The following is a 24,604-nucleotide window of genomic DNA, read 5'->3' on the forward strand; positions in this document are numbered from 1 at the left end:
GCGGGACGCCCAGCTCCTCGCCCAGCCGGACGGCCAACGCCAGCTCCTCCCAGCCGGGCAGGTTGGGGGTGAGCAGGATCCGGTGCGGCTGGATGATGCCGGGGGCGACGGCGCCGTGCGCGAGGACCGGGAGGCCGAACCGCTCGACGGCCTCGGCGGCCAACCGGTGCGCGGCCCGGGCGGTCCGGGCGAGGGTCTGGTCGGGGCCGAGCCCGGCCAGGGTCTCCAGCCGGGTGCGGGCCAGCACGCGGCCCTTCGGGTCGGCCAGGGCGAGCTCGGTCTTGGTGCCGCCGAAGTCGATGCCGATCACCGCGTGGGCGGGGCGGCCGGCGCCGTCGGCGGGCGCGTGGTCGGGGCGCGCGGTGGGCGCACCGGTCTCGGAGGGTGGGAAGGGTGTGTTCATCGGTATCAGGGGTTTCCTCGTGCCGGGTCCGGCCGGTCCCGCGGGGAGCGGCGGCCGACCGGACCCGGCGGTCGGTGCGGTCAGGAGGCGGCGGCGGGCTCGGCCTGCTGTTCGACGAGGTACTGCTCGCGGATCTCCTTGGCCCCGAACGGCCAGACCCGCTCGACCCGGGACCAGACCAGGTAGACGGCCAGGCCCAGCACGACCCAGCCGAGCGACCACTCGATCGGGTGGACACCGGGGTTGGCCTTGTCCGCGTAGCCGTAGATCACCAGCCAGCCGATCCCGGCGACCACGCTGGGCAGCGGGTAGAGCACCATCCGGTAGGGGCGGGCCAGGTGCGGCTGACGCTTCCTCAGCACGGTGACGGCGGCGATCTGGGCCAGCGCCTGGACGATCACCATGACCGTGGTGAGCAGGGTGATCAGGACGGCCAGCGGCGGGTGGGCGGCCGAGGCCCCGACGTGCCGGGCCAGCAGGAAGGCGGCGGTGGTGATCACGCACATGGTGATGAGACCCGCCACCGGGAACCCGTGCCGGGGGTGCAGCTTGGCGAAGGAGCGGAAGAAGAGCCGGTCGCGGGCCGCGTCGTAGGGGACCCGGGAGCCGCCGAGCAGGCCGGTGAAGACCGAGGCGAAGGCGGTGACCAGGATCAGCACGGTCACCACGTCGGCCGCGCCCTTGCCGAGGGTCTTCTCCATGACCGCCGAGGCCACCGACTGGGAGGCCACGTTGTTCGGGTCGAGCATGTCGTGCCAGGGCACCACGCCCAGCACGCCGATCTGCAGCAGCAGGTAGATGCCCATGATGGCCAGGATCGAGAAGATGATCGCGCGCGGCAGCACCCGGCCGGGGTTCTTCACCTCGGCGCCCAGGTAGGCGGCGGTGTTGTAGCCGAGGTAGTCGTAGATGCCGATGGTCAGCCCGGAGGCGAAGCCGAGCCAGAAGCTCCCGTGGGTCAGTTCGACCGCGTGGGCGGGCCAGCTGAACGCCATCGACGGGTGGAAGTGGGTGAAGGCGGCCAGGATCACGGCGACCACCGAGAGGATCATCACGGCCCACATGGCCACGGTGATCTTCCCGATGTTGGCGACCTTGCCCCAGAGCAGCAGGAAGACCAGCGCCATCACGCCGACGCCCACCAGGTCGCCCTGCCCGGTGGTGATGCCGGGCCACAGGTAGGCGAGGTACTGCACCATGCCCTGCACGCCGGTCGACATGATCAGCGGGATGAAGAGCATCGCGGTCCAGACGAACAGGAACGGCATCAGCCGCCCGGTCCGGTACTGGAAGGCCTCGCGCAGGTAGACGTAGGTGCCGCCGGAGCCGGGCAGCGAGGCGCCGAGCTCGGCCCAGACCAGGCCGTCGACGAGGGCCAGGACGGCGCCGGCGATCCAGCCGATCACCGCCTGCGGCCCACCGAAGGCCGCGACCATGAGGGGGATGGTCACGAACGGCCCGATGCCGCACATCTGGCTCATGTTGATGGCGGTGGCCTGGAAGAGACCGATCTGTCTGGAGAGTCCAGGAGAGTGGTCGGAAGGCATGGGGGTGCTCCCGGGGAGTAGGACGGGTGTGCCTGGCGGTAGGTAAAGTTAAGTTCCTTTACTCAATCCTCGTCAAGGTCGGGGCGGGTCACGATCGGGTCGTGCTTGACCTGCTTTTCGCGTGCGGGCTACCGTCCAGGTGGGCTTTCGCGGATCCGAACGCTGTTCATGTCCATAGACGCGATCGAGGCAGCCCGATGAGCGACCAGATCAGGATCACCGGCGTGACGGTCACCCCCGTGGCCTTCCGCGACCCCGCACTGCTCAACGCCGTCGGCCTGCACCAGCCCTACGCCCTGCGGGCGGTGATCGAGGTCCGCACCGACCAGGGGCTGACCGGCCTGGGGGAGACCCACGCCGACGCCGGCCACCTCGCCCGCCTGCGCACCGTGGCCGAGGCCGTCGTGGGCCTGGACGTCTACCGGCTGAACGCGCTGCACCACCGGGTGGCCGCACTGCTCGGCGGCGAGACCGGTGCCGACGGACACGGTCTCACCGGCGCCATCACGGCCGGCGGCACCGTGGACCGGGTCTTCGCACCGTTCGAGGTGGCCCTGCTGGACATCCAGGGCAAGGCCGCCGGCCGCCCGGTCGCGGACCTGCTCGGCGGCGCCGTCCGCACCGAGGTGCCCTACAGCGCCTACCTGTTCTACAAGTGGGCCGGGCACCCCGACGGCCCGCCGGACGCCTGGGGCGAGGCGCTCACCCCCGAGGGCATCGTGGCCCAGGCCCGGCGGATGGTCGACCGGTACGGCTTCTCGGCGATCAAGCTCAAGGGCGGCGTGCTGCCGCCGGAGGAGGAGGTCGAGGCGGTCCGCGCCCTGCGCGCCGCCTTCCCGGACCACCCGCTGCGCCTGGACCCCAACGCGGCCTGGACGGTCGAGACCGCGCTGCGGGTGGCCCGCGAGCTCGACGGCGTGCTGGAGTACCTGGAGGACCCCACTCCCGGCCTGGACGGCATGGCCCGGGTGGCCCGCGAGGCGCCGATGCCGCTGGCCACCAACATGTGCGTGGTCGGGTTCGACGACCTGGCCCCCGCCGTCGAGCGCGGCTCGGTGCAGGTGGTGCTCTCCGACCACCACTACTGGGGCGGCCTGCACCGCTCCAAGGAGCTGTCGGCGATCTGCCGCACCTTCGGCCTCGGCCTGTCCATGCACTCCAACTCGCACCTGGGCATCAGCCTGGCCGCCATGACCCAACTGGCCGCCGCCACGCCGCAGCTGACCTACGCCTGCGACACCCACTGGCCGTGGAAGACCGAGGACGTGGTCCAGGAGGGCGCGCTCGTCTTCCAGGACGGCGCCGTCCGGCTCCCCACCGCGCCCGGCCTCGGCGTCGAACTCGACCGCGACGCGCTGGCCCGGCTGCACGAGCAGTACCTGCGGTGCGGCATCCGCACCCGCGACGACACCGGCTACCTGCGCTCGATCGACCCCGGCTACCGGAAGCGGGTGCCGCGCTGGTGAGCGGCCGTCAGCCCGTCGGTCCGTCGGCGCACCGCTCCGTCAGCCCGCCAGCGCTCGGGCGATCGGCAGGGTGTCGGAGGTCTGCCGCAGCCGGGTGATCCGGCCCCCGCTCAGCGTGAAGAAGTGGGCGAACCGCGAGGCCACCGGTGCCCCGTCGGACCGGGCGTTCCGCCGCATCCGCGGGCCCACCGGGCCCGCCCGGCGCGTCGCGTCAGGCGAGCACCCCGGCGGCCGGCGCGGCGCCGCGGGCGGGTTCGGTGCGCCAGTGGCTGCCGTCCGGGAAGCGGTAGGCCTCGACCGTCACCGGGTGCAGCTCGGCGGACAGGCCCGGTGCGGTCGGCGCCGGGCAGCGGCCCGCCGCCGTCACCAGCGGGTCGGCGAAGCGCGGTTCGCCGCGGTCGACCACCTCGATCGCCCGGTCCTGCAGGCTGCCGGAGAGCGCGACGTAGTCGAACATCGCCAGGTGCCGGGCCAGGGCGCCCCGGCCCAGCGCGCCCGGGTGCGGGCAGACCGGCACACCGGCCGCGGCGGACAGCAGCAGGATCGCCAGACCCTCGTTGACCCCCGACACCCGGGAGCAGTCGAGCTGCAGGATGTCGACCGCCTCCGCCTGGAGCAGCTGCTTCACCACGACCCGGTTGGCCGGCTCCGCGCCCGCGGCCACCTTGACCGGGTACACCTCGCGCCGGACGGCCGCGTGGCCGAGCAGGTCGTCCGCCCGGGTCGGCCGCTCCACCCAGTACGGGTCGAACTCCGCCAGCGCCCAGGTCCATTCGATCGCCTCGCCGATCTCCCAGCGGTGCGCCGCGTCGATCACCAGCTGGACGGTCGGGGCGGCCCGGCGCACGGCGCGGCAGCGCCGCAGGTCCTCGGCCAGGTCCGCGCCGACCCGCAGCTTGACCCGGGTGAAGCCGGCGGCCGCGGCGCGTGCGGCCTGCTGCTCCGGCGCGCTGCCGTGCAGCACGGCGTAGCCGGGGTAGCCGTCCCGGCGCAGGTGCGCGGCCCGCTCCGCCGCGCCGGCCCGCGCCGTGCGCAGCAGGTGCAGCGCCTCGTCGGGGGAGAGCGCGTCGGTCAGGTAGCGGAAGTCGACCTGGCCGACCAGCCAGTGCGGGTCGGCCTCGGCGAGCAGCTGCCAGAGCGGCTTGCGCGCACGCTTGGCGGCCAGGTCCCAGACCGCGTGCACCAGGGCCGCCCGCCACGGGCCGCGGAACCGGTCGTCGCGGTGCAACGCGCCCGGGTCGGCGCAGAGTTCGTCCACCGAGCTGCCGAGCAGGCGCTCGCGCAGCGGGCCCAGGGCGGCGAGCGCGCCGAGCGGGTCGTCGTGGTCGGCGGCCGGGGCGAGACCGTGGCCCTCGGGGCCGCCGTCCGCGGTGCGCAGCACCAGGTAGGCGGCGCGGTGCCCGGGGTGCGGCGCGTCACTGTCGTCCGGTGCCCAGGAGTTCGGGAACCGGAGGTCATGGGCGTCGACAGCGGTGATCCGCGGGGTGGGAGCGGACAACTCGGAGCCTTTCGCGCGGTGCTGCGGCGCTCGTGCCGACGCCCCCGCCACGCCCGGGCGCACCTGGGCGACGCTGCGGAGCGGGTGCCGAGTGCCGTGAGGATTCAGCAGGTGGCCCGACCTTAAGGGTGGCGGTTGCGCCCCGCAAGAAGGCGACCGGCCGGTTCTGGTCGGCCGGTCGGGCAGTCGGCGCGGTCGCCGCACCGCAGCACGGCGGCCCGGCGCGACCTTGCCGCCGTCATGTGCCCGGGACCGTGGCAGGTGCGCCGCCGCCGGGCCCGCTCCTCAGTCGACGATCGCGTCCAGCTCCACCTCGACCAGCCAGTCCGGATCGATGAACCGCGACACCTCGACGAAGGTGCAGGCCGGGCGGACAGTGGCGAACCGCTCGCCGTGCGCCTGCGCGGCGGCCGACCAGCGGGTGGCGTCGGTGAGCATGATCCTGGTCCGCACCACGTCGGCCAGGGTGGCGCCGGCCTCCTGGAGGGCGGCCTCGGCGATGTCCAGGCACCGGACGGTCTGGGCGTAGACGTCGCCCTTCCCCACCGTGCCGCCGTCCGCCCCGATCGGGGCCGTCCCGGCCACCGCGACATGCGCCCCGCGCCGGACGGCCCGGGAGAAGCCGATCCGGGGCTCCAGGGGCGAGCCGGAACTGACCAGGTGTCGTGTGCGATCCGTCATCACACCATGATCGCATGCCGGGCGGATCACCCGCCGGTCCGTCACTTGGCGGGCTGTTCGCGGGGGTTGGCGTGGATCTGCCCGGTACCGCGGTTTCGCGCGGTGTCCGCCGTCCGTTCGCTTCGTGCGCGCGGATCCTGGGAGGACGGTGGTAGTTGACTGGTCATCTGCTGGGAGCCGAGGCCGCCGCCGCGCCGCAGCGCAGGGCGGGTGCGGGCGCCGGGCGAGGTGGCCGGCCGCCGTGGAAGTGACGCGCGTAGCACGCCAGTTGACGCGCGTAGCGGATGGTCCGCCAGGGCCGGCCGAAGGCGCCCTGACCAGGGGCGGAACGACGGACCGCCAGATCTGGAGCGGCGCGGGCGCGGCCGGCGGGAATGGACCGGAACCGGTAACCGCCGATACACCGTGATGTCACGGACTGCCAGCAGGCTGACATGTGCCAGACACACTTCGTCCCCCTGGAGACCCCGTGCTCACCCAGCGTCGTTCCCAGCTGTCCTGGACCAAGCGCACCGCCGTCATGCTCGCCGCCGTGGCGTCCGTGCTCGGCGCGTCCGTCATCGCGAGCCCCGCCGCCAACGCGGCCGTCTACAGCTCCTGCGACGTGGCCGGCTGCGACTCCGCCGCCTCGGCCAACTCGACCTGGTCCTCGATGGGCTACCCGACCGACCGCGGCTGGTACGACTGGCCGACCGGCCAGTGCAGCTACGCCGGTGGCCAGTTCTCCAACTACGAGGGCGAGCTGCCCTCCGGCGACACCTACTACGAGTACGACGTCTACCCGCGCAGCTGCGGTGCCCACCGGGACGCCGTCCGCATCGTGGTGGACTTCAGCACCGGCGCGGTCTACTACTCGCCCGACCACTACGCGAACTTCTACCAGCTCTGATCCCTCCGCGCGGTGGCCGGGCCCGGGAAACGGGCCCCCAGCGTCCCTGACTGCCCGTCGGCCCGGCCGGCGGGCAGTCGCGTGCGTGCGGGCCCCGCCCCGGGGTGCAGGGCCGGGGCGGGGCGGCGGGGGAGGCCGGAGGTCAGTTCCAGATGCCGGTGACGTCGGAGGCGGTGGCGGCGTTGCCCGCGTGGGCGGTCAGGCCGGCCAGGTCCTCCAGGGTGCGCAGCACGTCGTAGTGGTTGTAGGCGGTGCCGGTGGTGGAGCCGGCCGCGACGTGCTGGCCGTAGACCAGGGTCGGGATGTGGTTGCCGCTCGCCTTGTCGTCCTCGTCGAAGGTGACCAGCAGCAGGCTGTTGTTGTTCAGGGCCCAGGCCGCGTACCCGGAGAGGTTGGCGCTGACCCAGCTGTCGCCGGTGTCCACCGAGCAGTCGTGCATGTCGTTGCACAGGTTCGGGACGACGAAGGACACCTTGGGCAGCGTGCCGAAGTCGGTCGGGAACTGGTCGAAGGTGGCGGCGCTGTCGGTGGGCACGTTGCCGAAGCCGAACCACGGGTTGTGCTTCTGCGCGTAGTCGCCCGACCGGCAGCCGGCGTCGCCCGGTGCGGGCAGGTCCTCGTTGTAGCTGCCGAAGGTCTGGCCGGCCGCGATCAGCTCGGAGCCGAGGTTGGCGGCGGAGCTGAAGCCCGGGGTGACGCAGGAGTCGTCCACGATGCCCTGGGTGTCGCCGGAGAAGAGCGCGTAGTAGTTCGGCTGGCTCGGGTGCGTGATGCCGTACGACTGGGTGAGGGTGGCGCCGCCGGCGGCCAGCGAGTTGAGGTACGGGGCGGCGGCGTTGCCGATGACCTGGTCGTACGCGTGGTTCTCCAGGACCACCACGACCACGTGGTCCGGCGTCGGCAGCGCGGCGGCGTGCGCGGCGGTGCCGGTGCCGGACCAGATGCCCAGCGAGCCGGCCGCGAGCGCGGCGACGGAGAGGGCGGTCAGGGCACGGCGGGGGTACGCCTTGGCGGCGGGCATGGCGGAGTCCTTCGCTGACGGTGGGTTGGCACGGGAGCTGTCAGCGTATTGTCAGGAAAGACCCAGGCAGCGCTCAGGAAAGGTGAAGATCGAGCGAACAGTGCCCCGATTGCCGAGTGACGCAAGCATGACAGGCAAGCCCGCGGCCGGTGCTGACGCACCGCCGGCCGGCTGCGAGGTCGAGGGTTCAGCCCGCCAGGCCCGCCAGCACCTCGGCACCGGGGAGCTCGGCCAGCGCCGCGCCCGGGAGGATCAGCTTGCCGCGGCGGCGGCCGCTGCCGATCAGCACGTGCGGCGCGGCGGCCACCGCCGCGTCGACGAGCAGCGGCCAGCCGGCGGGCAGGCCGACGGGAGTGATGCCGCCGTACTCCATGCCCGTCCCGGCGACGGCGGTGTCCATCGGCGCGAACGAGGCCTTGCGGGCGCCGAGGTGCTTGCGGACGCTCTGGTTCACGTCGAGGCGCGTGGTGGCCAGCACCACGCAGGCGGCCAGGGTGAGTTCGCCGCCGCGCTTGGCGGCCACCACCACGCAGTTGGCGGACAGCTCCGGCGGCGTGTCGTACGCCGCGCAGAACGCCGCCGTGTCCGCCTGCTCCGGATCGGTGTCCACGTAGAGCACCGAGGGCGCGGCGCTCCAGTTCTCGAGTGCGTCGGCCACCGGGGCCACCAGATCGCCGACGGCGGCCAGCGCCGGGCGGACCAGGTCGAAGCTGCCGAAGGGTGCCGTCACGAGGTCGCTCATGGGGCGACCCTACCGGGCGGCGGCGACCGCACCGGGCCGGGCGGGTCAGCCCGTCCGGCGCGGCACCGCCGCCAGGACCGGCCGGACCAGGGTCCGGGCCTCGGCCTCGCAGTCCGGGTGCGCGGTGCGGGTCAGGTAGATCCGGACCACGAGGTTGGCCGAGCGCACGTTGAGCTGGCAGGAGGCGCGCCCGGTGTCGGCGTCCGTCCAGTAGGCGCCGTCGCCGAATCCGTTCTCGACGCGGCCCTTGGAGCTGCTGTCGAAGTCCTGCTGCTGCTTGCGGGTGGCGTTGGTGCTGGGGTTCGAGCGGAACAGCTCCCAGGAGACGACGGCGCTCGCGGCGGAGTTCCAGCCGTCCGCCATCGGCCGGTCCTTGCCGTACCAGGAGCACTCCAGTCGTGCGGAGTCCGCGTCGTCCCGGTCCTTGTCCTGGTCCGGCCGCCACTGGTCGCGCAGCGGCACCCCGGGTGTGGCCTGCGCGCAGGTCGGCATAGTCAGGTAGGCGTCGGGGGGTCCGGGGCCGTCGTCCTGACGCAGCGCCAGCCAGCTGCCGACGCCGACCGCCAGCAGCGCGACCGCCGCCACCCAGGCGATCCGGCGTCGCGCGGTGCGGCGCGGGGCCGGCCCGGCCGTGACCGCCGTCGGCCCGGAGGTCGGGGCGGCGACGGGTGCCATGGGCCCGGTGGCCGGCGGGACGGTCGGTGCCGCCGGCCCCGGAGCCCGGTCGAGCAGGGCGTCGGCCGCGGCCCGCCGGTCGTCGATCAACCGGTGCACGGCCGGTGGCCAGGGGCGGGCCGCCGGAGCCACCGTCCCGAGCAGGAGGAGCAGCTGACCGGGCGTGGGACGGTCCTCGGGAGCCTTGGCCAGGCAGCGCGCCACGATCCCGTGCAGGGAGGCCGGTACCCCGGTCAGGTCGGGCTCCGCGTGGACCAGCCGGTAGAGCGTCTGCAGCGGGGACGGACCGGGGAACGGGACGCGACCGGTCGCGGCGAGGACCAGCACCGAGCCGAGCGAGAACACGTCGCTCGCCCCGGTCAGCGGAAGGCTCTGCGCCTGCTCCGGCGACATGAACGGCGGTGAGCCCACCACCCAGCCGGTGCCGGTCAGTTCCGTGGCGTCGCCGGCCTCGGCCGCCCGGGCGATGCCGAAGTCGATCACCCGGGCGCCGTCCTCGGCGAGCAGGACGTTCTCCGGCTTGAGGTCGCGGTGGACCAGGCCGACCGCGTGGATCTCGGCCAGCGCGGTGGCCAGGCCCACCGCCAGCCGGTGCAGCGCCGGCTCCGGCAGCGCGCCGGTCTGCTCGACGGCTGCGCCCAGTGCCGGGCCGGCCACGAAGACCGAGGCGAGCCACGGCTGTGCGGCGTCCGCGTCGGCATCCAGCACGGCGGCGGTGTGGGCCCCGGACACCTGGCGCGAGGCCGCCACCTCGCGCCGGAACCGGGTGCGGAAGCCGTCGTCGGCCGCGTGCCGGGCGTGCACCAGCTTCACCGCCGCCGGGCGCCCGTCCGGTGCGACGCCGAGCATGACCCGGCCCATGCCGCCGCGCCCGAGTTCGGTGAGCAGCCGGTACGGGCCGGCCTGCCGGGGGACCGGGGGCACCTCGCTCACAGGGCGGCCACCGCCGTCGCGGCCTGGTGGGCCGTGTCCTTGGTGAAGTCGGCGCAGGCGCCCTTCGGGTAGCGGGTGCCCTTGATCTGGACGAAGAGGTAGAGGTTGACGTCCCGGGCGTAGAGCACGCAGTCGGAGTCGTCGGGGTTGGTCAGCCACAGGCCCTCGTCCGCGAAGCCCAGCGCCTGGTCGCGCTTGGTCTCGCCGCGGATGTAGTAGCCCTCGTAGTGCTGCTTCGCCCGGGTGGCGCCGCTGGGGCCGCCGGGGACGGAGCGGAAGAGGTCCCAGCCGATGTAGACCTCGTCACCGGACCGGCTGTTCCAGACGCAGAAGTTCTCCGGGTGGGTCAGTCCGTTGTCGTCGTTGCGCTGGTCCACCCCGGGGAGGTTGCCCTGGGCGGCGCCGAAGTCGGCGGGCAGCTTGATGCTCTGCCCGGCCTGCGCACAGGTCGGCACCGTCTTGGTGTACTTGTCCGCGACCTGGGCCAGCGGGGTGGTGCCGGGGGTGGGCACGGGCTCCGGGACGACGGAGTAGTACACGTCGGCGGGGCCGATCGCGAGCACGGCGGCCGCGCCGGCGGCGAGCACCAGGCCCGTGATCAACCCGGCGCGCAGCCACGGCCGACGGCGGCGCACTGCGGTCGGGGAGCCCGGGGCGGCGGGGCCGTCCGGGCCGACCAGCAGCGTGGCCGGCGCGGTCGGGGTGGGGACGGCGGCGGCCGCGAGGGTGGCGGCGGCCGTGAGAGTGGCGGTGCCCGGGTGCGCGGCTTCGCCGGCGGCCAGCCGGGCCGCGTCGGCACGCCGCTCGGCGATCTGCGCGTACACCCCCGGCGGCCACGGCCGGGCGGTGGGGGCGAGCGGGCCGATCAGCGCGAGGAGCTGCTCGGGGGTCGGCCGCGCCTGCGGGTCCTTCGCCAGGCAGGGTCCGACGATCGGGCGCAGCCGCGGCGGCACCGCGGCCAGGTCGGGGGTGGTGGTCGCGACGGCGTGCATCACCGCCGGCGGGGAGTCCCCGGCGAACGGGCTGCGGCCGGTCGCGGCGGTGACCAGGGTGACGCCGAGCGAGAAGACGTCGCCGGCCGGCCCGGGCTCCGCGCCCAGCACCTGCTCGGGCGACATGAAGGCCGGCGAGCCGATCACCGCGCCGGTGCGGGTCAGCTTGGTCTCGTGGTCGGCCGCGCGGGCGATGCCGAAGTCCACCACCCGGACGCCGTCGTCGGTGAGCAGCACGTTCGAGGGCTTCAGGTCGCGGTGCACCAGGCCGGACCCGTGGATGTCGGCCAGCGCCCGGGCGAGCCCTGCGGCGAGTGTCCGGACCGCGTCCTCGGGCAGCGCCCCGCCGGCCTGCAGCGCCTCGCCCAGCGTCGGCCCCGCCAGGAAGAGCGAGGCGAGCCACGGCTCCGCGGCCTCCGGCTCGGCGGCCACCACCGGGGCGGTGTAGGCCCCGGAGACCCGCCGGGAGGCGTCCACCTCGCGCCGGAACCGGGACCGGAACCCGGGGTCCTCCGCCAGGTCGGCGTGGATCCGCTTGACGGCCACCAGCCGCCCGTCCGGCGCCACTCCGAGCAGCACCTGCCCCATGCCGCCCTGCCCGAGCACGCCGACCGTCCGGAACGGCCCCACCTGCGTCGGTCCGTCAGTTCCCAGTTCCCGCATGCCGAATCCGCCCTCCCCGTCTGGACAGCGAGAAGTTTACTGACGATCTGTCTCGGCCATGCCACCGGCCATGTCGCCGGCCATGCCACCGGCCATGTCGCCGGCCATGCCACCGGCCATGTCACCGCCCGGTCGCGGCCCGCCGGGCGCAGCGGTCGGACTCCCGCCGCATCCGGCCTACGCTGGACAGACGGGCTCACCCACCGTGCGCTGGGAGGCGGGAGCCATGACCGGTAGGAAGACCATCACCATCGCCGGCGCGACCGGCGCCCAGGGCGGCGCCCTCGCCCGGGCGATCCTCGGTGCGGACGGCGGGGTCGGTGCCGAGTTCGCGGTCCGGGCCGTGACCCGCAGACCCGACTCGGAGCGGGCCGCCGAGCTGGCCCGGCTCGGTGCCCTGGTGGTGTACGGGGACCAGGACGATCCGAGCAGCCTCGGCCCGGCCTTCGAAGGCGCCTACGGTGCCTACCTGGTGACCAACTTCTGGGAGCACATGTCCGCCGACCGGGAGCAGGCGCAGGCCGCCGCGCTGGCCCGCGCGGCCGGGCACGCCGGGGTGCAGCACGCGATCTGGTCCACGCTGGAGGACACCCGGGACTGCATCCCGGTCGAGGACACCCGGATGCCCACCCTGCAGGGCCGCTACAAGGTGCCGCACTTCGACGGCAAGGCCGAGGCCGACCAGCTCTTCCTCGACGCGGGCCTGCCGACCACCTTCCTGCGCTCCACCTTCTACTGGGAGAACCTGCTCGGCATGTTCGCGCCGCGCCGGGAGGAGGACGGTGTCCTCACCCTGGCCCTGCCGATGGGCACCAGCCGGCTCTCCGGCATCGCCGTCGCGGACATCGGCCGCACCGCCCTGGAGATCTTCGAGCGCGGCACCGATCTGATCGGCGCGACCGTCAGCATCGCCGGCGAGCACCTGACCGTGGCCGAGATGGCCGCGGCGCTCGGCGACACCCTGGGCGAGCCGGTGCGCTACCAGCCCGTGGATCCGGACGCCTTCCGCGCCGCCGGCTTCCCGGGCGCCGAGGAGGCCGGGAACATGTTCCAGTACTACGCGGACTGCGCGGACCGGTTCGCCCGCGCCCGCGACCTGGACGAGGTCCGCCTGCTCGACCCGCAGCTCCAGTCCTTCGCGACCTGGCTCGCCGCGCACCGCGACGAGCTGCGGGCCGCCCTCGCCGCCTGAGGACGCGCGGTGCACCCCCGCCGGGCGCGGGCCGTGGTCGCCGGGGCGGTGCTCGGCCTGCTGCTGGCGGGCTGCGGCGGTTCGGCGCGGCACCCGGGCCCGTCGTCCTCGGCCACCGGCGCGGCGAACCCGCTGGACAACGTCGGCACGGCCGGGAACGTGCTCGCCGTGAAGATCGACAACGTCACGGCGCACATCCAGGCGATCCAACAGGGTCTGGCGCAGGCCGACATCGTGTACTGGATCCAGGTCGAGGGCGGCCAGTCCCGGTTCCTCGCGGTCTTCGACGCCAACCACCTGCCGGCGACGATCGGTCCGGTGCGCTCCGCCCGGCAGACCGACATCCCGCTGCTCCAGCAGTACGGGCACCTCGACCTCGCCTACAGCGGCGCGATCAGCGGGCTGCTGCCGCTGCTCGCCCGGGCCGACCTGCAGAACGTCACCCCGGTCGAGGACCCGGACGCCTTCAGCAACCGCGGCGTCGACCCGACCTTCGTCGACCCGCAGCAGATCCTGGCCCGCTACCCGTCGGTGCCCGCCCGCTCGCCCGGCTTCACCTTCGGCCCCGCGCCGGACGGCGGGAGTGCACTCGCGGCGGCCACCTGGCACCTGCCGGCCGCCTCGATCGGGGTGCGGTACGAGGGCGGCGGCTACCGGGTCGCGGTGGACGGCCACCCGGCCTGGTCCGGCACCGCGACCGTGGTCGTGCAGCACGTCAGCATCGTCCCGGGCGACTTCACCGACTTCAACGCCGGCCACCCCGACAACGAGGTGGTCACCCGGACCGTCGGCGCGGGACCGGCACAGGTGCTGCGCGACGGCCAGGTCTGGAACGTCCAGTGGTCCCGGCCCGACCCGGCGGGCGGCACCGCCTTCACCCTGCCGAACGGCCGTCAGATGCCCTTCGCCACCGGACCGGTGCTGGTGGTGCTGGTGCCGTGAAGTCCGGGGCCCGGCCCTGAGGTGGTGTCAGTTCCCGTACGATATTGTCATGTCCAACTCTTACTTCGTCGCCGAGTACGTCTTCACCGCCGACCGGCGCCACCACGAGGTGCGGCCGGGGCACCGGGACTTCCTGGCGGAGCTGCAGGTCGCCGGTCGGCTGGTGCTGGCCGGCCCGTGGGCCGACGACCGGGGCAGCCTGCTGGTCCTGCGCGCGGCCGACGAGGACGAGGTGCGCGAGGTGCTGGCGACCGACCCGTACCGGGCGGCCGGTGTGCTCGCCGAGGTGCGGATCAGGCACTGGGTGCCGGTGCTGGGTTCGCTCGCCCAGCAGTTGGCGGGCTGAGCCCCGCGCCACGGCGACCCGGCGGCCGTCGGCCCGGAACGGTCAGCGCGCCAGGTGGCGCAGTGCCGACTGCGCGGCGTTGAAGCCGCACATCCCGTGCACGCCCGGGCCCGGCGGAGTGGCGGCCGAGCAGAGGAAGACGCCGGGGATGCCGGTGCGGTACGGGGCCACCGCCGGACGGGGGCGCAGCACCAGTTGGCGTGGGGTGGTGGCGCCGGTCAGGATGTCGCCGGCCACGTAGTTCGGGTTGTGGACGGCCAATTGGGCGACCGTGGTGCTGGTGCGGGCGAGCACCCGTTCGCGGGTGCCGGGGGCGAACCGTTCGAGCTGGGCGAGCACCGCCTCGGTGGCGTCGCCCGGCCAGCCGCCCGGCACGTGGGCGTAGGCCCAGACGGGGTGCACGGAGCCGCGGGAGCGCGTGGGGTCGGCCAGGTACTGCTGGGCCACCAGGACGAACGGGCGCTCGGGCATCCGGCCGGCGGCCACCAGGGCCTCGGTGCGGGTCAGCTCCGCCAGGGTGCCGCCCAGGTGCACGGTGCCGGCCCGCCGGCAGTCCGGATCGCGCCACGGGATGCCGCCCTCGACGGCGAGGTCGACCTTGAACGCGGCCGGCCCGTGCCGCCAGCGCGCGTAGCCGCGGGCCACCCGGGTGGGCAGCCGGTCGCCGCAGACGGCGAGCGCCTCGCGCGGGGCGAGGTCGAGCAGCACGGCGTCAGCGGCGGGCAGTTCGGCCAGTGAGCGGACCCGGCGGCCGGTCTCGATCCGCCCGCCGAGCTCCGCGAGCCGGGCCGCCAGCGCGTCGGTCACCCGGCGCGAGCCGCCCTCGGCGACCGGCCACCCGTGCCGCTGCCCGGCCGCCGCGAGGATCAGCCCGATCGCGGAGCTGCCCGGCGCCGTGAGCGGGGTCATCGCGTGCGCGGCGATCCCCGCGAAGAGTGCCCGGGCCGCCGGGGTCCGCCAGCGCCGGGCCAGCAGTGCGGCCGGCAGGGCGGCCCGGACCGCGAACCGGGCCAGGGCGACCGGGTGGGACGGCAACTGCAGCGGTGGGCTCAGCAGGTCCGCGGCCAGCGCGTCGAACCGGCTCGCCAGCGGCGCGAAGGTCCGGTACCAGCCGGGGCCGTCCGTTCCGAGTCGCTCGGCGGTGCGGGTCGGCGAGCGGTGCAGCACGCCGGGCTCGCCCGCGTCGAGCGGGTGCGCCAGTTCGAGCTCGGGCCACCGCCAGACCAGCCCGTGCCGCTCCAGTCCGAGGCCGCGCAGGAACGGCGAGGCCAGGGCCATCGGGTGCACCGCCGCGCACTGGTCGTGCAGCAGGCCGGGCAGGGTGAACTCGCCGCTGCGGGTGCCGCCGCCGATGGTGGCGGCGCCCTCCAGCACGGTCACCCGGACGCCCTGCCGGGCGAGCGCGACCGCGGCGGCCAGCCCGTTGGGCCCCGCGCCGACGACGACGGCGTCAGCCACGGCCGCGGAACCGGCGCGCGGGCCGGGTCGGACGCACCGACCGGGGTGACGAGGCCTCCGGGTCCATCGGGTCACCGTCCAGGGAAGGAGTCGCCCCCCGCGTCGAGAATATCGGTGTCGGGGGCGTGGGCGCAGGGGCCCGGGCGGTACCCCCTCAGCCGTGGACCGTGCGCCCGCGGTGGAGCGGGCCGCGGATCCCGGTGAAGCGCAGGTCCAGGCCCTGGCCGTCGCGCTCGGCGTGCAGGTGCAGGTGCGGCTCGGTGCTGTTGCCGGAGTTGCCGACCTCGCCGAGCAGCCGGCCCGCCTCGACGTGCTGGCCGACCGTCACCGTGACGCTGCCGGGGCGCAGGTGGGCCAGCTTGACCACCGCGTCACCGGTGTCGAGGACGACGTGGTTGCCGTAGGGCGGCGCGTACCGCAGGGTGGGTGGCGCGACGACCGCGCCGTTCGTTGCCATGCCGCTGCTTCCCCCGTGTCGGCCGACCCGCACGGCGCGGCACGCCGTGTCCTGGTCCAGCCGGGAACCGTACGGGAGCGGGACCTGACGGATCATCGTCCGCGCCGACGAGCGCCGACCCGCCCGGACCCGCTGACCGGCAGGGTCGCGGCCCCCGCCGATCGGTGGGTGCGCGCCGCCGATGCCCGGTCGGCCGGCGGCGTCAGGGTGCGGGGGCGACCTCGGCCCAGACGGTCTTGCCGGCCCCGTGCGGCTGCGCGCCCCAGCGGTCGGCCGTCCGCCGGACGATGTGCAGGCCGTGACCGCCCGGCAGGCCCGGCCGGTGCGGCAGGCACGGCTCGGGCAGCTGCGGCGAGGCGTCGCTGACCTCGATCCGCAGCCGGGACCGGCGGGCGTCGAGCACGAGCTCCAGCGGGCCGCCCGCGTGCAGCAGGGCGTTGGCGACCAGTTCGGCGACCAGCAGGACCAGGTCGCGCCCCTGCTCGGGCGAGGGCCATGACCAGTCGGCCAGCGCCGCGCCGGTGAACGCCCGGGCACGGGCCACCGGCCTGGGCAGCCCCGCCAGGGTCAGCCGGCGGCGCTGGCCGCCCGGCGGCAGGGTGGGGGAGGGGCCGGCCGGAGCGCGGTCCAGGGTTTCCCGGCTCGTGGTCATGCGGGCCTCCCTCTCGGTGACGGTTCGCAGTTCGCGGTTCGCGGTTCGCGGTTCGCGGTTCGCGGTTCGCGGTTCGCGGTTCGCGGTTCGCGGTTCGCGGTTCGCGGTTCGCGGGGCGGGTTCCCCGGATGCGCCCGTTCATGCACGCGCCGGCGGGGCCGTTGTGCCGGGCGGGGCGGTGGCCGCAGCAAGACGCCCCGGGCGGCCGACCCGGTGGGCCGGCCGTCCGGGGCGTGCGGGGGACGGGGGTGCTGCTGGTGCCGCCGCGCGGGAGCGCAGGGCGGGGCGGCTCAGGTCTCGGCGGTGAGGCCCTCACGCAGTTGGGCGAGGGTGCGGCTGAGCAGCCGGGAGACGTGCATCTGGGACAGGCCCAGGCGCGCGCCTATCTGGGACTGGGTCAGGTCCTCGGTGAACCGCATGGACAGCACCATCCGCTCCCGCTGCGGCAGCGCCGCCACCAGGGGCTTGAGCGAGACCAGGGCCTCGACGGTGTCCAGGCGGTCGTCGTCGCCGCCGAGCCGTTCGGCGAGTGGCAGCGCCCCGTTGCCCTCCGTGTCGGCCGGCAGGTCGAGCGAGCCCGCCGTGTGCGCGTTGGCCGCGGCGAGCCCTTCCAGCACCTCCTCCTCCGGCAGCGACAGGTGCTCGGCCAGCTCGGTCACGGTGGGCGCGCGGTCCAGCCGCTGGGAGAGCGCGTCCTGCGCCTTGGCCAGGGTCAGACGCAGCTCCTGCAGCCGCCGGGGCACGTGCACGGCCCAGGTGGTGTCGCGGAAGTGGCGGCGGATCTCGCCCAGCACGGTCGGGATCGCGAAGGTGGTGAACTCCAGGCCGCGCTCGGGCTCGAAGCGGTCGATCGCCTTGATCAGACCGACCGCGCCGACCTGGACCAGATCCTCCCGGTTCTCCCGCGCGCGGTGCTCGAACCGGCGCAGCGCGTAGTGCACCAGGGACATGTTGAGCTCGACCAGCGTGGCCCGGACGTAGGAGAACTCGCGGGTGCCCTCCTCCAGCGCGGCCAGCCGGACCAGCAGCACCCGGGTCAGCTCGCGCGCGTCGGCCGGGGCGACGGACCGCGGGTCCTCGATCCGGGGGAGCTCCGGCAGCCCGGTGGACTGCGCGGGTGGTACGGGGTCCGCCGGCGGTGTCCAGGGTGCCGAAGGACTCACCGGAACGCGCAGTTCTTCACTGGTCACGGCCATGTCGGTCCTCTCCTCGGCGGTACGGCGTCCGTCCTCGGCTACCCGGCTTCGGCGGTCCCACGCCCCCTCCGCCCGTGAAGATAGGGTGAAGGACCGCCCGGGTGGTCCGGGTCCGGGGAGTCCGCGCGCGGCCCGGGCACCTCCATCACGGCGACCCGGGGCAGCGCGTCGGGGTGCTGCTCGCACAGGTACCCGATCAGGTGCTCGCGCAGCTGGCAGCGCAGCTCGAAGGCGTCGCTGCCGTTGGCCGCGGTGGCCAGCACCCGGACCACGAGGGTGCTCGGGGTGGTGTCCACCACCTGCAGCGCGCTGCCCTCGCCGTCCCAGAGCGGGTGCCCGGCCAGGTACGCGTCGAACTCCTTGCGCAGCAGCCCGACCGGGGCGCGGTGGTCGAGGTGGAGCAGCGCGGTCCCGGTGATCCGGCTGGACCGGCGCGACCAGTTCTCGAAGGGCCGGCTGACGAAGTACGACATCGGCATGATCAGCCGCCGCTGGTCCCAGGTGGCGATCACCACGCTGGTCAGGGTGAGCTCCTCGACCACGCCCCACTCGCCCGCGACCACCACCACGTCGCCGATCCGGGCCAGGTCGCCGAACGCCATCTGCACCCCGGCGACCAGGTTGGCCAGCGTGCTCTGGGCGGCCACCCCGGCCACCACGCCGACCAGGCCGGCCGAGGCGAGCAGGCTGGTGCCGACCCCGCGCACGGCGGGGAAGGTCATCAGCATCGCGCCCAGCGCGGCCACCCCCGTGACTGCCTGGCAGATCCGCCCGACCAGGCCGGCCTGGGTGCGGGCCCGTCCGGCCCAGGCCGGGTCGCGGCGGTGCACGGCCAGGTGCACCGCTCCGTCCACCAGCAGTCCGACCGCCCGCACCCCCAGCCACCCGCCGCAGCCGATCGCGAGCAGCACCAGCAGGTGCTGGAGGTCGGCCCGGACGCGGGGCGGCGCGCCGATCCACGGCTGCACCACGAGCGCCAGCGAGCACGCGATCACCGCCGACAGGGGGCGGCGGCACTTGCGCAGGATCCCCGGCCACGGGTTCGCCCCGCCGCGCGCGGCTATTCTGCGGGCCACCGCCTCGCCCGCCCGGTCCAGGCCGTAGCCGGCCAGCGCGCTCGCCGCGCCGACCGCCGCGAGCCGGGCAAGGGTCCACCACCACTCCATCGCTTCCTCCACCGCGGGACACGGTCCGGTTGTCCGGCACCGTCTGTCCGCTGCGCCGCGTTTCACGCACCGCGGTGGGCCGGGGGCGAGGTCGGGGGTCTCCCGTGCGGGTCCGTCAGTAGACGGGCTGCCAGCCGAGCAGCGGGGCGAGGCGGGACGCGAGATCGGTGAGCAGTTGCGCGTGGTCCTCGGGCGGGAACCCGTCCGGCAGCACGAAGGCCGCCTCCTCCACCTCGCGGAAGGCGGCGTCGGCGGCGAGCAGGTGGGCGAGTTCGGGCGCGGGGCCGACCAGGGCGGGGGACTGCTCCGCGTACTCCCGGTACCGGGCGCGCTGGGTGGGCGTGGCCGCGTCGACGGGGAGGACCGCCAAGCGGTGGCAGACCCGGGCCCAGGCGCCGCGCGGGTGGGCCTCCCGGAAGGCGCGGACCAGGGCGAGCCGGTGTGTGGCGTCGCCCCGGTCCGTGCCGACCAGCAGGTTGAGCCCCTGCTCGCCCGCCCAGCGGGCCGCGTGCGGGTCGGCGGGTGCGCACCAGAGCCGGTGGGCGAGACCGGGCGCGAGCTTGCGCAGGCCGTCCAGCAGCTCCCCCGCCCGGTCGCGGTCGGTGTCCCCGGTCGCCGGGTCCGCACCGAGGGCGACGGCGGGGTTGAGGCGGGCACCGGAGCGTCGGTCGAGGGCGGCCAACTCCTCGGCGAGCCCCAGCGGGTCGGCGCCGGTCAGGGGCAGGGTGGCGGCGCCCAGGGCGAGGCGGCCGGTGTGGGCGGCGGCCTCGGCCAGGACGTCGAGCGGCGCAAGGGACCGGTGCGGTGCGGGGGCCGTTGCGGGGACCTGGTTCGGGGTCGGGCCCGGGGCCGCGGTCGCGGTCTGCGGGAGCGTCAGCCAGGCGCTGTCGAAGCCCAGGTGTTCGGCCAGTTCGACCGGACGCAGCGTCCCGGTGCCGCTCACCAGTACGCCCAGTGACCGTAACGCCCGCGCCTTCTGCGGCACTTCGACCTCCGCTCGCCGTGCCCCGACCGCGACCCGGCGAGGGCGTCCAGCGTACCGGCGATCACCGCCCGGCGGGAGCGATCCCGCCGATCGGCCGGGCCACTGGCGCGGCGGTGCGGGCGGTGGCTCAGTGCGCCGCGGCGCGCACCGCGTCGGCCAGGTCGGCCGGCGTGCCGTGCCAGGGGGTGCCGTGGCCGGGGAGGACCCAGGTCGCCTCGAGTGCGGCCAGGCGGTCGAGCGAGGCCAGCGCCTCGGCCGGCTCGTCGGTGAAGGGAGCCGGCTGCGGTCCGGTCCGACCGGTGAGCACGTGACGGGTGGTCAGTGCGTCGCCCACGCACACCGCCTGCACCGACGGCAGGTGGACGGCGACGCTGCCCGGCGAGTGGCCGGGCATGCCGACGATGACGGGGCTGCCGGGCAGGTCGAGCACGGCGCCGTCGGAGAACTCGGTGACCTCCTTGAGGTACTCGGCCTTCAGGGCGTTCTTGCGCAGCCCGTACCAGAAGAAGCCGAGGGTGGGGAGCGGCCGCATCGGGCCCGCCGGGGTCTTCGGCTTCTCGCCGGTGCGCGCACGGTGCGCGTCGCCGCTGTGCACGTACACCGGGACGCCGTGCTCGCGGCGCAGCCGCTCCGCGAAGCCGATGTGGTCGGCGTCGCCGTGGGTGAGGACCAGTCCGCGGATGTCGGCCGGCGTCTTGCCGAGGGCGCGCAGCTCCTGCTGGAGGTCGTTCCAGTGGCCGGGGAGGCCGGCGTCGATCAGCGTGATCCCGTCAGGGGTGTCGAGGAGGTAGCAGGCCACCACGTCGTTGCCGAGCCGGTACAGGTGCGGAGCAAGTTCCATGAGATCACTTCCGTTGCATGACAGCGGGGTTGGACTTGGAGTCGGGACGACCCGGCGGTGCACTGGCTACGCTACTTAGCCGGTGTGGCTAAGGTCAATAGCTTTTCTGGGCGCCGGGCCACCGGGGTCACAGGTGTTTCGCCGCCGGCCCGGGGCGCCGCTCGATACAGTGTCAGACCGCCGGCGCCGTCCGGCGCCGCGCCCGGGTGGTGATTCGACGCAGGGTCAGACCGCCGGTGCCGCCCGGCGTTGCCCCCAGCCGGTCACCGGCACCATCGCCGCCCCCGCGGCGGCGAGGAGCGCGCCGAGGGCGAGCCAGCCGACCGCGCCGTGGCTGATCACGCCGAGCGTGATCAGCGCCGGCCCGGCCATGCCGGCCGCGGCGGTGCCCGTGTTGTAGACGCCCTGGTAGGCACCGGCGGCGCCGTCGCCCGCCAGGTCGTAGCTGAGCGCCCAGCCGCCGGCCTGGGTGAGCACCTCGCCGAAGGTCTCCACCACCAGGCCGAGGACCAGCAACACGCTCGCGGCCACCGGCGACAGGCCGTGCGCCAGCCCGATCAGCACGCAGCCCGCCGCCAGCAGCAGCCCGCCGCGCAGGCAGACCCGGGCGGCCCTGCCGGGCCGGTCGGTACCGCGGGTGGCCCGCACCTGGAAGAGCACCACCAGGACGGTGTTCACCAGCATCCCGGCGGCGACCAGGGCCCGGGGCGCGTGCGTGTCGCGGACGATCCACAACGGCACGCCGACCTCCAGCATCGCGAACTGCAGGGTGAGCAGGGCGTTCAGCACGGTCAGGGTGAGGAACGGGACGTCGCGCAGCGCCGGATTGCGCCGCTCGGTGCGGGCGCGTTCCCCGCGCGGCGGCCCGCCGGCCGGACCGCCGCCCGGCAGGCGCAGCATGCAGACCGCCACCAGCGCGTAGCTGACCGAGTTGGCCAGCACGGTGACCGTGTAGGCGAAGCGGGTGTCGGCCTGCAGGGTCAGGCCGGCCAGCACCCCGCCCAGGCCCATCGCCACGTTGGTGACGGCCCGCAGGTAGCCGCGCGCGGCCACCCGCTGCTCGGCCGGCAGTGCCTGGGCGTACAGCGTGCTGCGGGCGGTGGCCACCCCGCGGTCCAGTGCGGTCACGGTGCAGGCCAGCAGCAGGAAGGCCGGCACGCCGTGCAGCAGTGGCAGCCCGGCGCTGGCCACCGCCTCCGCGCCGACCAGGACGATCACCACCCACTTGCTGCCGTACCGGTCGGCGGCCCGCCCGGCCGGAATGCTGGCCGCCACGCCGCACAGGCCGGCCACGGTGAGCACCAGGCCCGTCTGGGCGACGGTGTAGCCGAGGATCCTGGTGAAGTAGAGGGCGCTGACGGTGAAGTAGAGCCCGTTGCCGAGCGCGTTGACCAGCGTCGTCCAGGTCAGCAGCCGCAGGACGGGGTCACCGGGCAGCAGGCTGCCGGGTTCGCGCAGGGCGGTGGGCGGCGGGGCGGTCGGCACACCGGCCGCCCGGGTGGTGGTGGTCGTCATGGCGCAAGCTCAGCGCGACCGCATACGGTACGGACACTGATTTAGTGCCGGCCTCAATCCAAGGGTGGGTATGCACCGGTTTCACCTCGGCCTCGCGGACCTGGCCGCGGTCTCCTTCGCCTGCTCGCCGCTGCACGAGGCGGTGCTCAGCCTGCGGATGTGGAGCCACGGGCCGAGCTACCCCGCCCAGCAGGCCTGGTTCCGCCGGCTGCGCCCGGTCTTCGAGCAGTTGGACGGGCACCGGCTGCTCCGCGAGCTGATCGCGCCGAGCCGGTGGGTGCCGGACTTCCTGACGCCCCGTCCGACCGGCCCGTCGCCGCACCTGCGCGCCGAGCTCGGCGTGCTGCGGGCCACCGACCCGGCCGCCCTGCGGGCCGAACTGGAGGCCGCCCACCTGCCGGAGGGAGAGCTGCCCCCGCTGCTCGCCGCGGGACTGGTCGAGCCCGAGCACCTGCTCGAACGGATCTGCCTGGCCCTGGAGGAGTACTGGGAGGAGTGCCTGGCCCCGCACTGGTGGCCCCGGGCCCGCTCGGTGCTGGAGGCCGACATCGTCCACCGGGCCCGGACCCTGGCGCAGCAGGGCGTCGCGGCGCTGCTGGCCGACCTGGACCCGAAGCTGTCCTGGACGGACGGCGTGCTGACGATCGCGCGCGACTTCGGCCGGCCCGGGGACGTGGACATCGAGGTGCGCCGGCGCGGCCTGGTCTTCGTGCCGAGCTGCTTCGTGAGCGCGGCGAACACCTCGATCAGCACCGCGCTGCCGCCCTCGATCAGCTACCCGGCCCGCGGCCAGGGCACGATGGCCGGCGCGGGCGACCCGCCGGTCGGCCCCCGGGCCCTGGAGCAGTTGATCGGCGCGCCCAAGGCGAGGCTGCTCGTGCTGCTCGACGAGCCGGCCTCCACCACCGAACTGGCGCTGCGGCTCGGCGTCACCCCGGGCGCCGTCAGCCAGCAACTGGCGGTGCTGCTGGCCAACCGCCTGGTGACCCGGGCCCGGCACGGCCGTTCGGTGCTGTACCTGCGCAGTCCGCTCGGCACCGAGCTGTGCCGCTGAGGCGGTGCGGACGGTCGCCGGGCCCGCCCGGTCGGCGAGCCGGGCTCCCGGCGGAGCGTCATGACGGGCGGAGCGTCAGGACCGGCGGAGCGTCAGGACCGGCCCGGGGGCAGCAGTCCGGCGGCCCGGGCGCCCTGGTGGAGTGCGTCGCGGAGCATCGTCGGGGTGAGGGTGCGGGTGGACATGTTCCGTCGGCTCGGGTGGTAGCAGCCGATCAGGCGCACCTGCCGCCCGTCCGGACCGGTGACCGGCGCCTCGACGCCGTGGCCGAAGGCCGGGCGCGGGCGGGGCAGCTGCCAGCCGGCGTCGGCCAGGACGGGGAGCAGCGCCTGCCAGCCGAAGGCGCCGAGCACGACGACCGCCCGCAGTGTCGGGCACAGCAGTTCCAGCTCGCGGGCGAGCCAGGGGCGGCAGGTGTCGCGCTCGGTGGTGGTGGGCCGGTTGTCGGGCGGGGCGCAGTGCACCGGCATGCTGATCCGCACCCCGAGCAGCTCCAGCCCGTCGCCGCGGTCGGTGGCGGTCGGCCCGGACGCCAGGCCGAGCTCGTACAGCGCGGCGTACAGCGCGTCACCGGACGGGTCACCGGTGAAGGCGCGCCCGGTGCGGTTGCCGCCGTGCGCGGCCGGCGCCAGCCCGACGATCACCAGCGGGGCGTCCGGCGGCCCGAACCCGGGGACCGGGCGGCCCCAGTACTCCTGGTCCGCGAACGCCCGGCGCTTCACCCGGGCCACCTCCTCGCGCCAGGCCACCAGCCGCGGGCAGGCCCGGCAGCCGGTCACCGCGGCGTCCAGCGCACCGAGGTCGGTCAGGCGCGGCGCCGTCCGGGCAGGGTGGTCGGGCGCCTGATCGGCCGGGCGGTCGGCGGTCACGGTCATCCTCCCGGGCACGAGCGCGGCGGGGACGGCCGCGGCCGGGACCGTCCGCGGCGAGTCTACGCAGCGGCTGCGCCCGGGCCGGTCGGGCTCGCGCCGGACCGACCGTGACGGGGGCTGTGAACGGACCGTGATTGCTTCCGGGCAAGCAGGGCAGACGCCGTCCGAGGAGGTGGAGTCATGGCTCTGCTCGTAGTGGTTCTCCTGGTGGCCCTGCTCCTGGGCGGTGCCGGGTTCGCGGTGCACGTCCTGTGGTGGATCGCGCTCGTGGTGCTGGCGCTCTGGTTGCTCGGCTTCGTGCTGCGCTCGCCGAACGGCGGTGGTGGGCGGGGGCGGTGGTACCGCTGGTAGCGGGGTCACCGACCCCGGGCGGTCCCGCGCCCCCCCCACGGCCCCCGACCCTCCCGCCCCCCCAGCC

25 protein-coding genes are annotated in these 24,604 nt (G+C 75.1%); 7 read left to right on the forward strand and 18 right to left on the reverse strand.

Annotated features, from left to right (window positions below; all coding sequences use genetic code 11):
* On the reverse strand, positions 1-403 hold a 403-nt coding region (locus tag ACFW1A_RS20205; RefSeq protein WP_380410479.1), incomplete at its 3' end, for an ROK family protein.
* An 80-nt stretch (positions 404-483) separates the two neighbouring features.
* A complete protein-coding gene (locus ACFW1A_RS20210) occupies positions 484-1,950 on the reverse strand; it encodes an APC family permease (protein WP_380410480.1) in 1,467 nt (488 codons plus the stop codon).
* A gap of 197 nt (positions 1,951-2,147) precedes the next feature.
* Between ACFW1A_RS20210 and ACFW1A_RS20215 the strand changes: the two genes are divergently transcribed.
* A complete protein-coding gene (locus ACFW1A_RS20215; protein WP_380410481.1) occupies positions 2,148-3,416 on the forward strand; it encodes a glucarate dehydratase family protein in 1,269 nt (422 codons plus the stop codon).
* Positions 3,417-3,455: 39 nt separating this feature from the next.
* Here the strand turns inward: ACFW1A_RS20215 and ACFW1A_RS20220 are convergent, their stop codons facing one another.
* The 3 genes from ACFW1A_RS20220 to ACFW1A_RS20230 all read right to left on the reverse strand — a co-directional run bounded on the left by ACFW1A_RS20220 (position 3,456) and on the right by ACFW1A_RS20230 (position 5,595).
* Positions 3,456-3,593: a nuclear transport factor 2 family protein gene (locus ACFW1A_RS20220; protein ID WP_380410482.1), complete on the reverse strand. Its 138-nt coding sequence runs from the start codon at positions 3,591-3,593 to the stop codon at positions 3,456-3,458.
* A 34-nt stretch (positions 3,594-3,627) separates the two neighbouring features.
* On the reverse strand, positions 3,628-4,914 hold the full coding sequence (locus tag ACFW1A_RS20225) for an enolase C-terminal domain-like protein (RefSeq protein WP_380410483.1): 1,287 nt from the start codon (positions 4,912-4,914) through the stop codon (positions 3,628-3,630).
* Positions 4,915-5,199: 285 nt separating this feature from the next.
* Positions 5,200-5,595: a RidA family protein gene (locus ACFW1A_RS20230; RefSeq protein WP_380410484.1), complete on the reverse strand. Its 396-nt coding sequence runs from the start codon at positions 5,593-5,595 to the stop codon at positions 5,200-5,202.
* 469 nt (positions 5,596-6,064) lie between these two features.
* Between ACFW1A_RS20230 and ACFW1A_RS20235 the strand changes: the two genes are divergently transcribed.
* Positions 6,065-6,484 carry a ribonuclease domain-containing protein gene (locus tag ACFW1A_RS20235; RefSeq protein WP_380410485.1) on the forward strand — a complete coding sequence of 140 codons (420 nt, stop codon included), beginning with the start codon at positions 6,065-6,067 and terminating at the stop codon, positions 6,482-6,484.
* Between the two features lie 142 nt (positions 6,485-6,626).
* Here ACFW1A_RS20235 and ACFW1A_RS20240 read toward each other — a convergent pair whose 3' ends face one another.
* The 4 genes from ACFW1A_RS20240 to ACFW1A_RS20255 form a co-directional block, all read right to left on the reverse strand.
* On the reverse strand, positions 6,627-7,505 hold the full coding sequence (locus ACFW1A_RS20240; RefSeq protein ID WP_380410486.1) for an alkaline phosphatase family protein: 879 nt from the start codon (positions 7,503-7,505) through the stop codon (positions 6,627-6,629).
* Between the two features lie 187 nt (positions 7,506-7,692).
* Positions 7,693-8,235, reverse strand: coding sequence for a YbaK/EbsC family protein (locus ACFW1A_RS20245; protein ID WP_380410503.1), 543 nt, complete (start codon positions 8,233-8,235; stop codon positions 7,693-7,695).
* A gap of 57 nt (positions 8,236-8,292) precedes the next feature.
* The gene (locus tag ACFW1A_RS20250; protein WP_380410487.1) at positions 8,293-9,855 is read right to left on the reverse strand and encodes a serine/threonine-protein kinase; all 1,563 of its coding nucleotides are present in this window, start codon (positions 9,853-9,855) and stop codon (positions 8,293-8,295) included.
* Positions 9,852-11,477, reverse strand: a complete 1,626-nt coding sequence (locus ACFW1A_RS20255) for a serine/threonine-protein kinase (protein WP_380410488.1) — start codon at positions 11,475-11,477, stop codon at positions 9,852-9,854. The genes ACFW1A_RS20250 and ACFW1A_RS20255 overlap by 4 nt, the downstream gene beginning before the upstream one ends.
* Before the next feature lie 259 nt (positions 11,478-11,736).
* Between ACFW1A_RS20255 and ACFW1A_RS20260 the strand changes: the two genes are divergently transcribed.
* From ACFW1A_RS20260 to ACFW1A_RS20270, 3 genes are read left to right on the forward strand one after another with little or no spacing between them, the layout of a single operon-like run.
* Positions 11,737-12,702, forward strand: a complete 966-nt coding sequence (locus tag ACFW1A_RS20260; RefSeq protein ID WP_380410489.1) for an NmrA/HSCARG family protein — start codon at positions 11,737-11,739, stop codon at positions 12,700-12,702.
* Positions 12,703-12,711: 9 nt separating this feature from the next.
* Positions 12,712-13,644, forward strand: a complete 933-nt coding sequence (locus ACFW1A_RS20265; RefSeq protein ID WP_380410490.1) for a DUF3048 domain-containing protein — start codon at positions 12,712-12,714, stop codon at positions 13,642-13,644.
* A gap of 49 nt (positions 13,645-13,693) precedes the next feature.
* Positions 13,694-13,990, forward strand: a complete 297-nt coding sequence (locus tag ACFW1A_RS20270; RefSeq protein ID WP_380410491.1) for a YciI family protein — start codon at positions 13,694-13,696, stop codon at positions 13,988-13,990.
* Positions 13,991-14,032: 42 nt separating this feature from the next.
* On the opposite strand, the gene ACFW1A_RS20275 is transcribed toward ACFW1A_RS20270, so the two are convergent.
* From ACFW1A_RS20275 to ACFW1A_RS20310, 8 genes are all read right to left on the reverse strand, one after another.
* A complete protein-coding gene (locus tag ACFW1A_RS20275; RefSeq protein WP_380410492.1) occupies positions 14,033-15,448 on the reverse strand; it encodes a phytoene desaturase family protein in 1,416 nt (471 codons plus the stop codon).
* A gap of 154 nt (positions 15,449-15,602) precedes the next feature.
* On the reverse strand, positions 15,603-15,905 hold the full coding sequence (locus ACFW1A_RS20280) for a peptidoglycan DD-metalloendopeptidase family protein (protein WP_380410493.1): 303 nt from the start codon (positions 15,903-15,905) through the stop codon (positions 15,603-15,605).
* Positions 15,906-16,107: 202 nt separating this feature from the next.
* The gene (locus ACFW1A_RS20285) at positions 16,108-16,557 is read right to left on the reverse strand and encodes an ATP-binding protein (protein WP_380410494.1); all 450 of its coding nucleotides are present in this window, start codon (positions 16,555-16,557) and stop codon (positions 16,108-16,110) included.
* A gap of 290 nt (positions 16,558-16,847) precedes the next feature.
* Positions 16,848-17,753, reverse strand: a complete 906-nt coding sequence (locus ACFW1A_RS20290) for a SigB/SigF/SigG family RNA polymerase sigma factor (protein WP_380410495.1) — start codon at positions 17,751-17,753, stop codon at positions 16,848-16,850.
* A 38-nt stretch (positions 17,754-17,791) separates the two neighbouring features.
* Positions 17,792-18,931, reverse strand: a complete 1,140-nt coding sequence (locus ACFW1A_RS20295; RefSeq protein ID WP_380410496.1) for a mechanosensitive ion channel family protein — start codon at positions 18,929-18,931, stop codon at positions 17,792-17,794.
* Between the two features lie 103 nt (positions 18,932-19,034).
* Positions 19,035-19,862: an LLM class flavin-dependent oxidoreductase gene (locus tag ACFW1A_RS20300; protein ID WP_380410497.1), complete on the reverse strand. Its 828-nt coding sequence runs from the start codon at positions 19,860-19,862 to the stop codon at positions 19,035-19,037.
* Positions 19,863-20,031: 169 nt separating this feature from the next.
* Positions 20,032-20,745 carry an MBL fold metallo-hydrolase gene (locus ACFW1A_RS20305; RefSeq protein ID WP_380410498.1) on the reverse strand — a complete coding sequence of 238 codons (714 nt, stop codon included), beginning with the start codon at positions 20,743-20,745 and terminating at the stop codon, positions 20,032-20,034.
* Between the two features lie 225 nt (positions 20,746-20,970).
* Positions 20,971-22,260, reverse strand: a complete 1,290-nt coding sequence (locus ACFW1A_RS20310; RefSeq protein ID WP_380410499.1) for an MFS transporter — start codon at positions 22,258-22,260, stop codon at positions 20,971-20,973.
* 70 nt (positions 22,261-22,330) lie between these two features.
* Here ACFW1A_RS20310 and ACFW1A_RS20315 point away from each other — a divergent pair, with 70 nt between their 5' ends.
* Positions 22,331-23,314: an ArsR family transcriptional regulator gene (locus ACFW1A_RS20315; protein ID WP_380410500.1), complete on the forward strand. Its 984-nt coding sequence runs from the start codon at positions 22,331-22,333 to the stop codon at positions 23,312-23,314.
* A gap of 92 nt (positions 23,315-23,406) precedes the next feature.
* On the opposite strand, the gene ACFW1A_RS20320 is transcribed toward ACFW1A_RS20315, so the two are convergent.
* On the reverse strand, positions 23,407-24,189 hold the full coding sequence (locus ACFW1A_RS20320) for a uracil-DNA glycosylase (RefSeq protein WP_380410501.1): 783 nt from the start codon (positions 24,187-24,189) through the stop codon (positions 23,407-23,409).
* 177 nt (positions 24,190-24,366) lie between these two features.
* Here ACFW1A_RS20320 and ACFW1A_RS20325 point away from each other — a divergent pair, with 177 nt between their 5' ends.
* Positions 24,367-24,537: a hydrophobic protein gene (locus tag ACFW1A_RS20325; RefSeq protein ID WP_380410502.1), complete on the forward strand. Its 171-nt coding sequence runs from the start codon at positions 24,367-24,369 to the stop codon at positions 24,535-24,537.
* The last annotated feature ends 67 nt before the right edge of the window (positions 24,538-24,604 follow it).

The sequence above is a fragment of the Kitasatospora sp. NPDC058965 genome (genome assembly GCF_042741245.1).
Lineage (GTDB): Bacteria > Actinomycetota > Actinomycetes > Streptomycetales > Streptomycetaceae > Kitasatospora.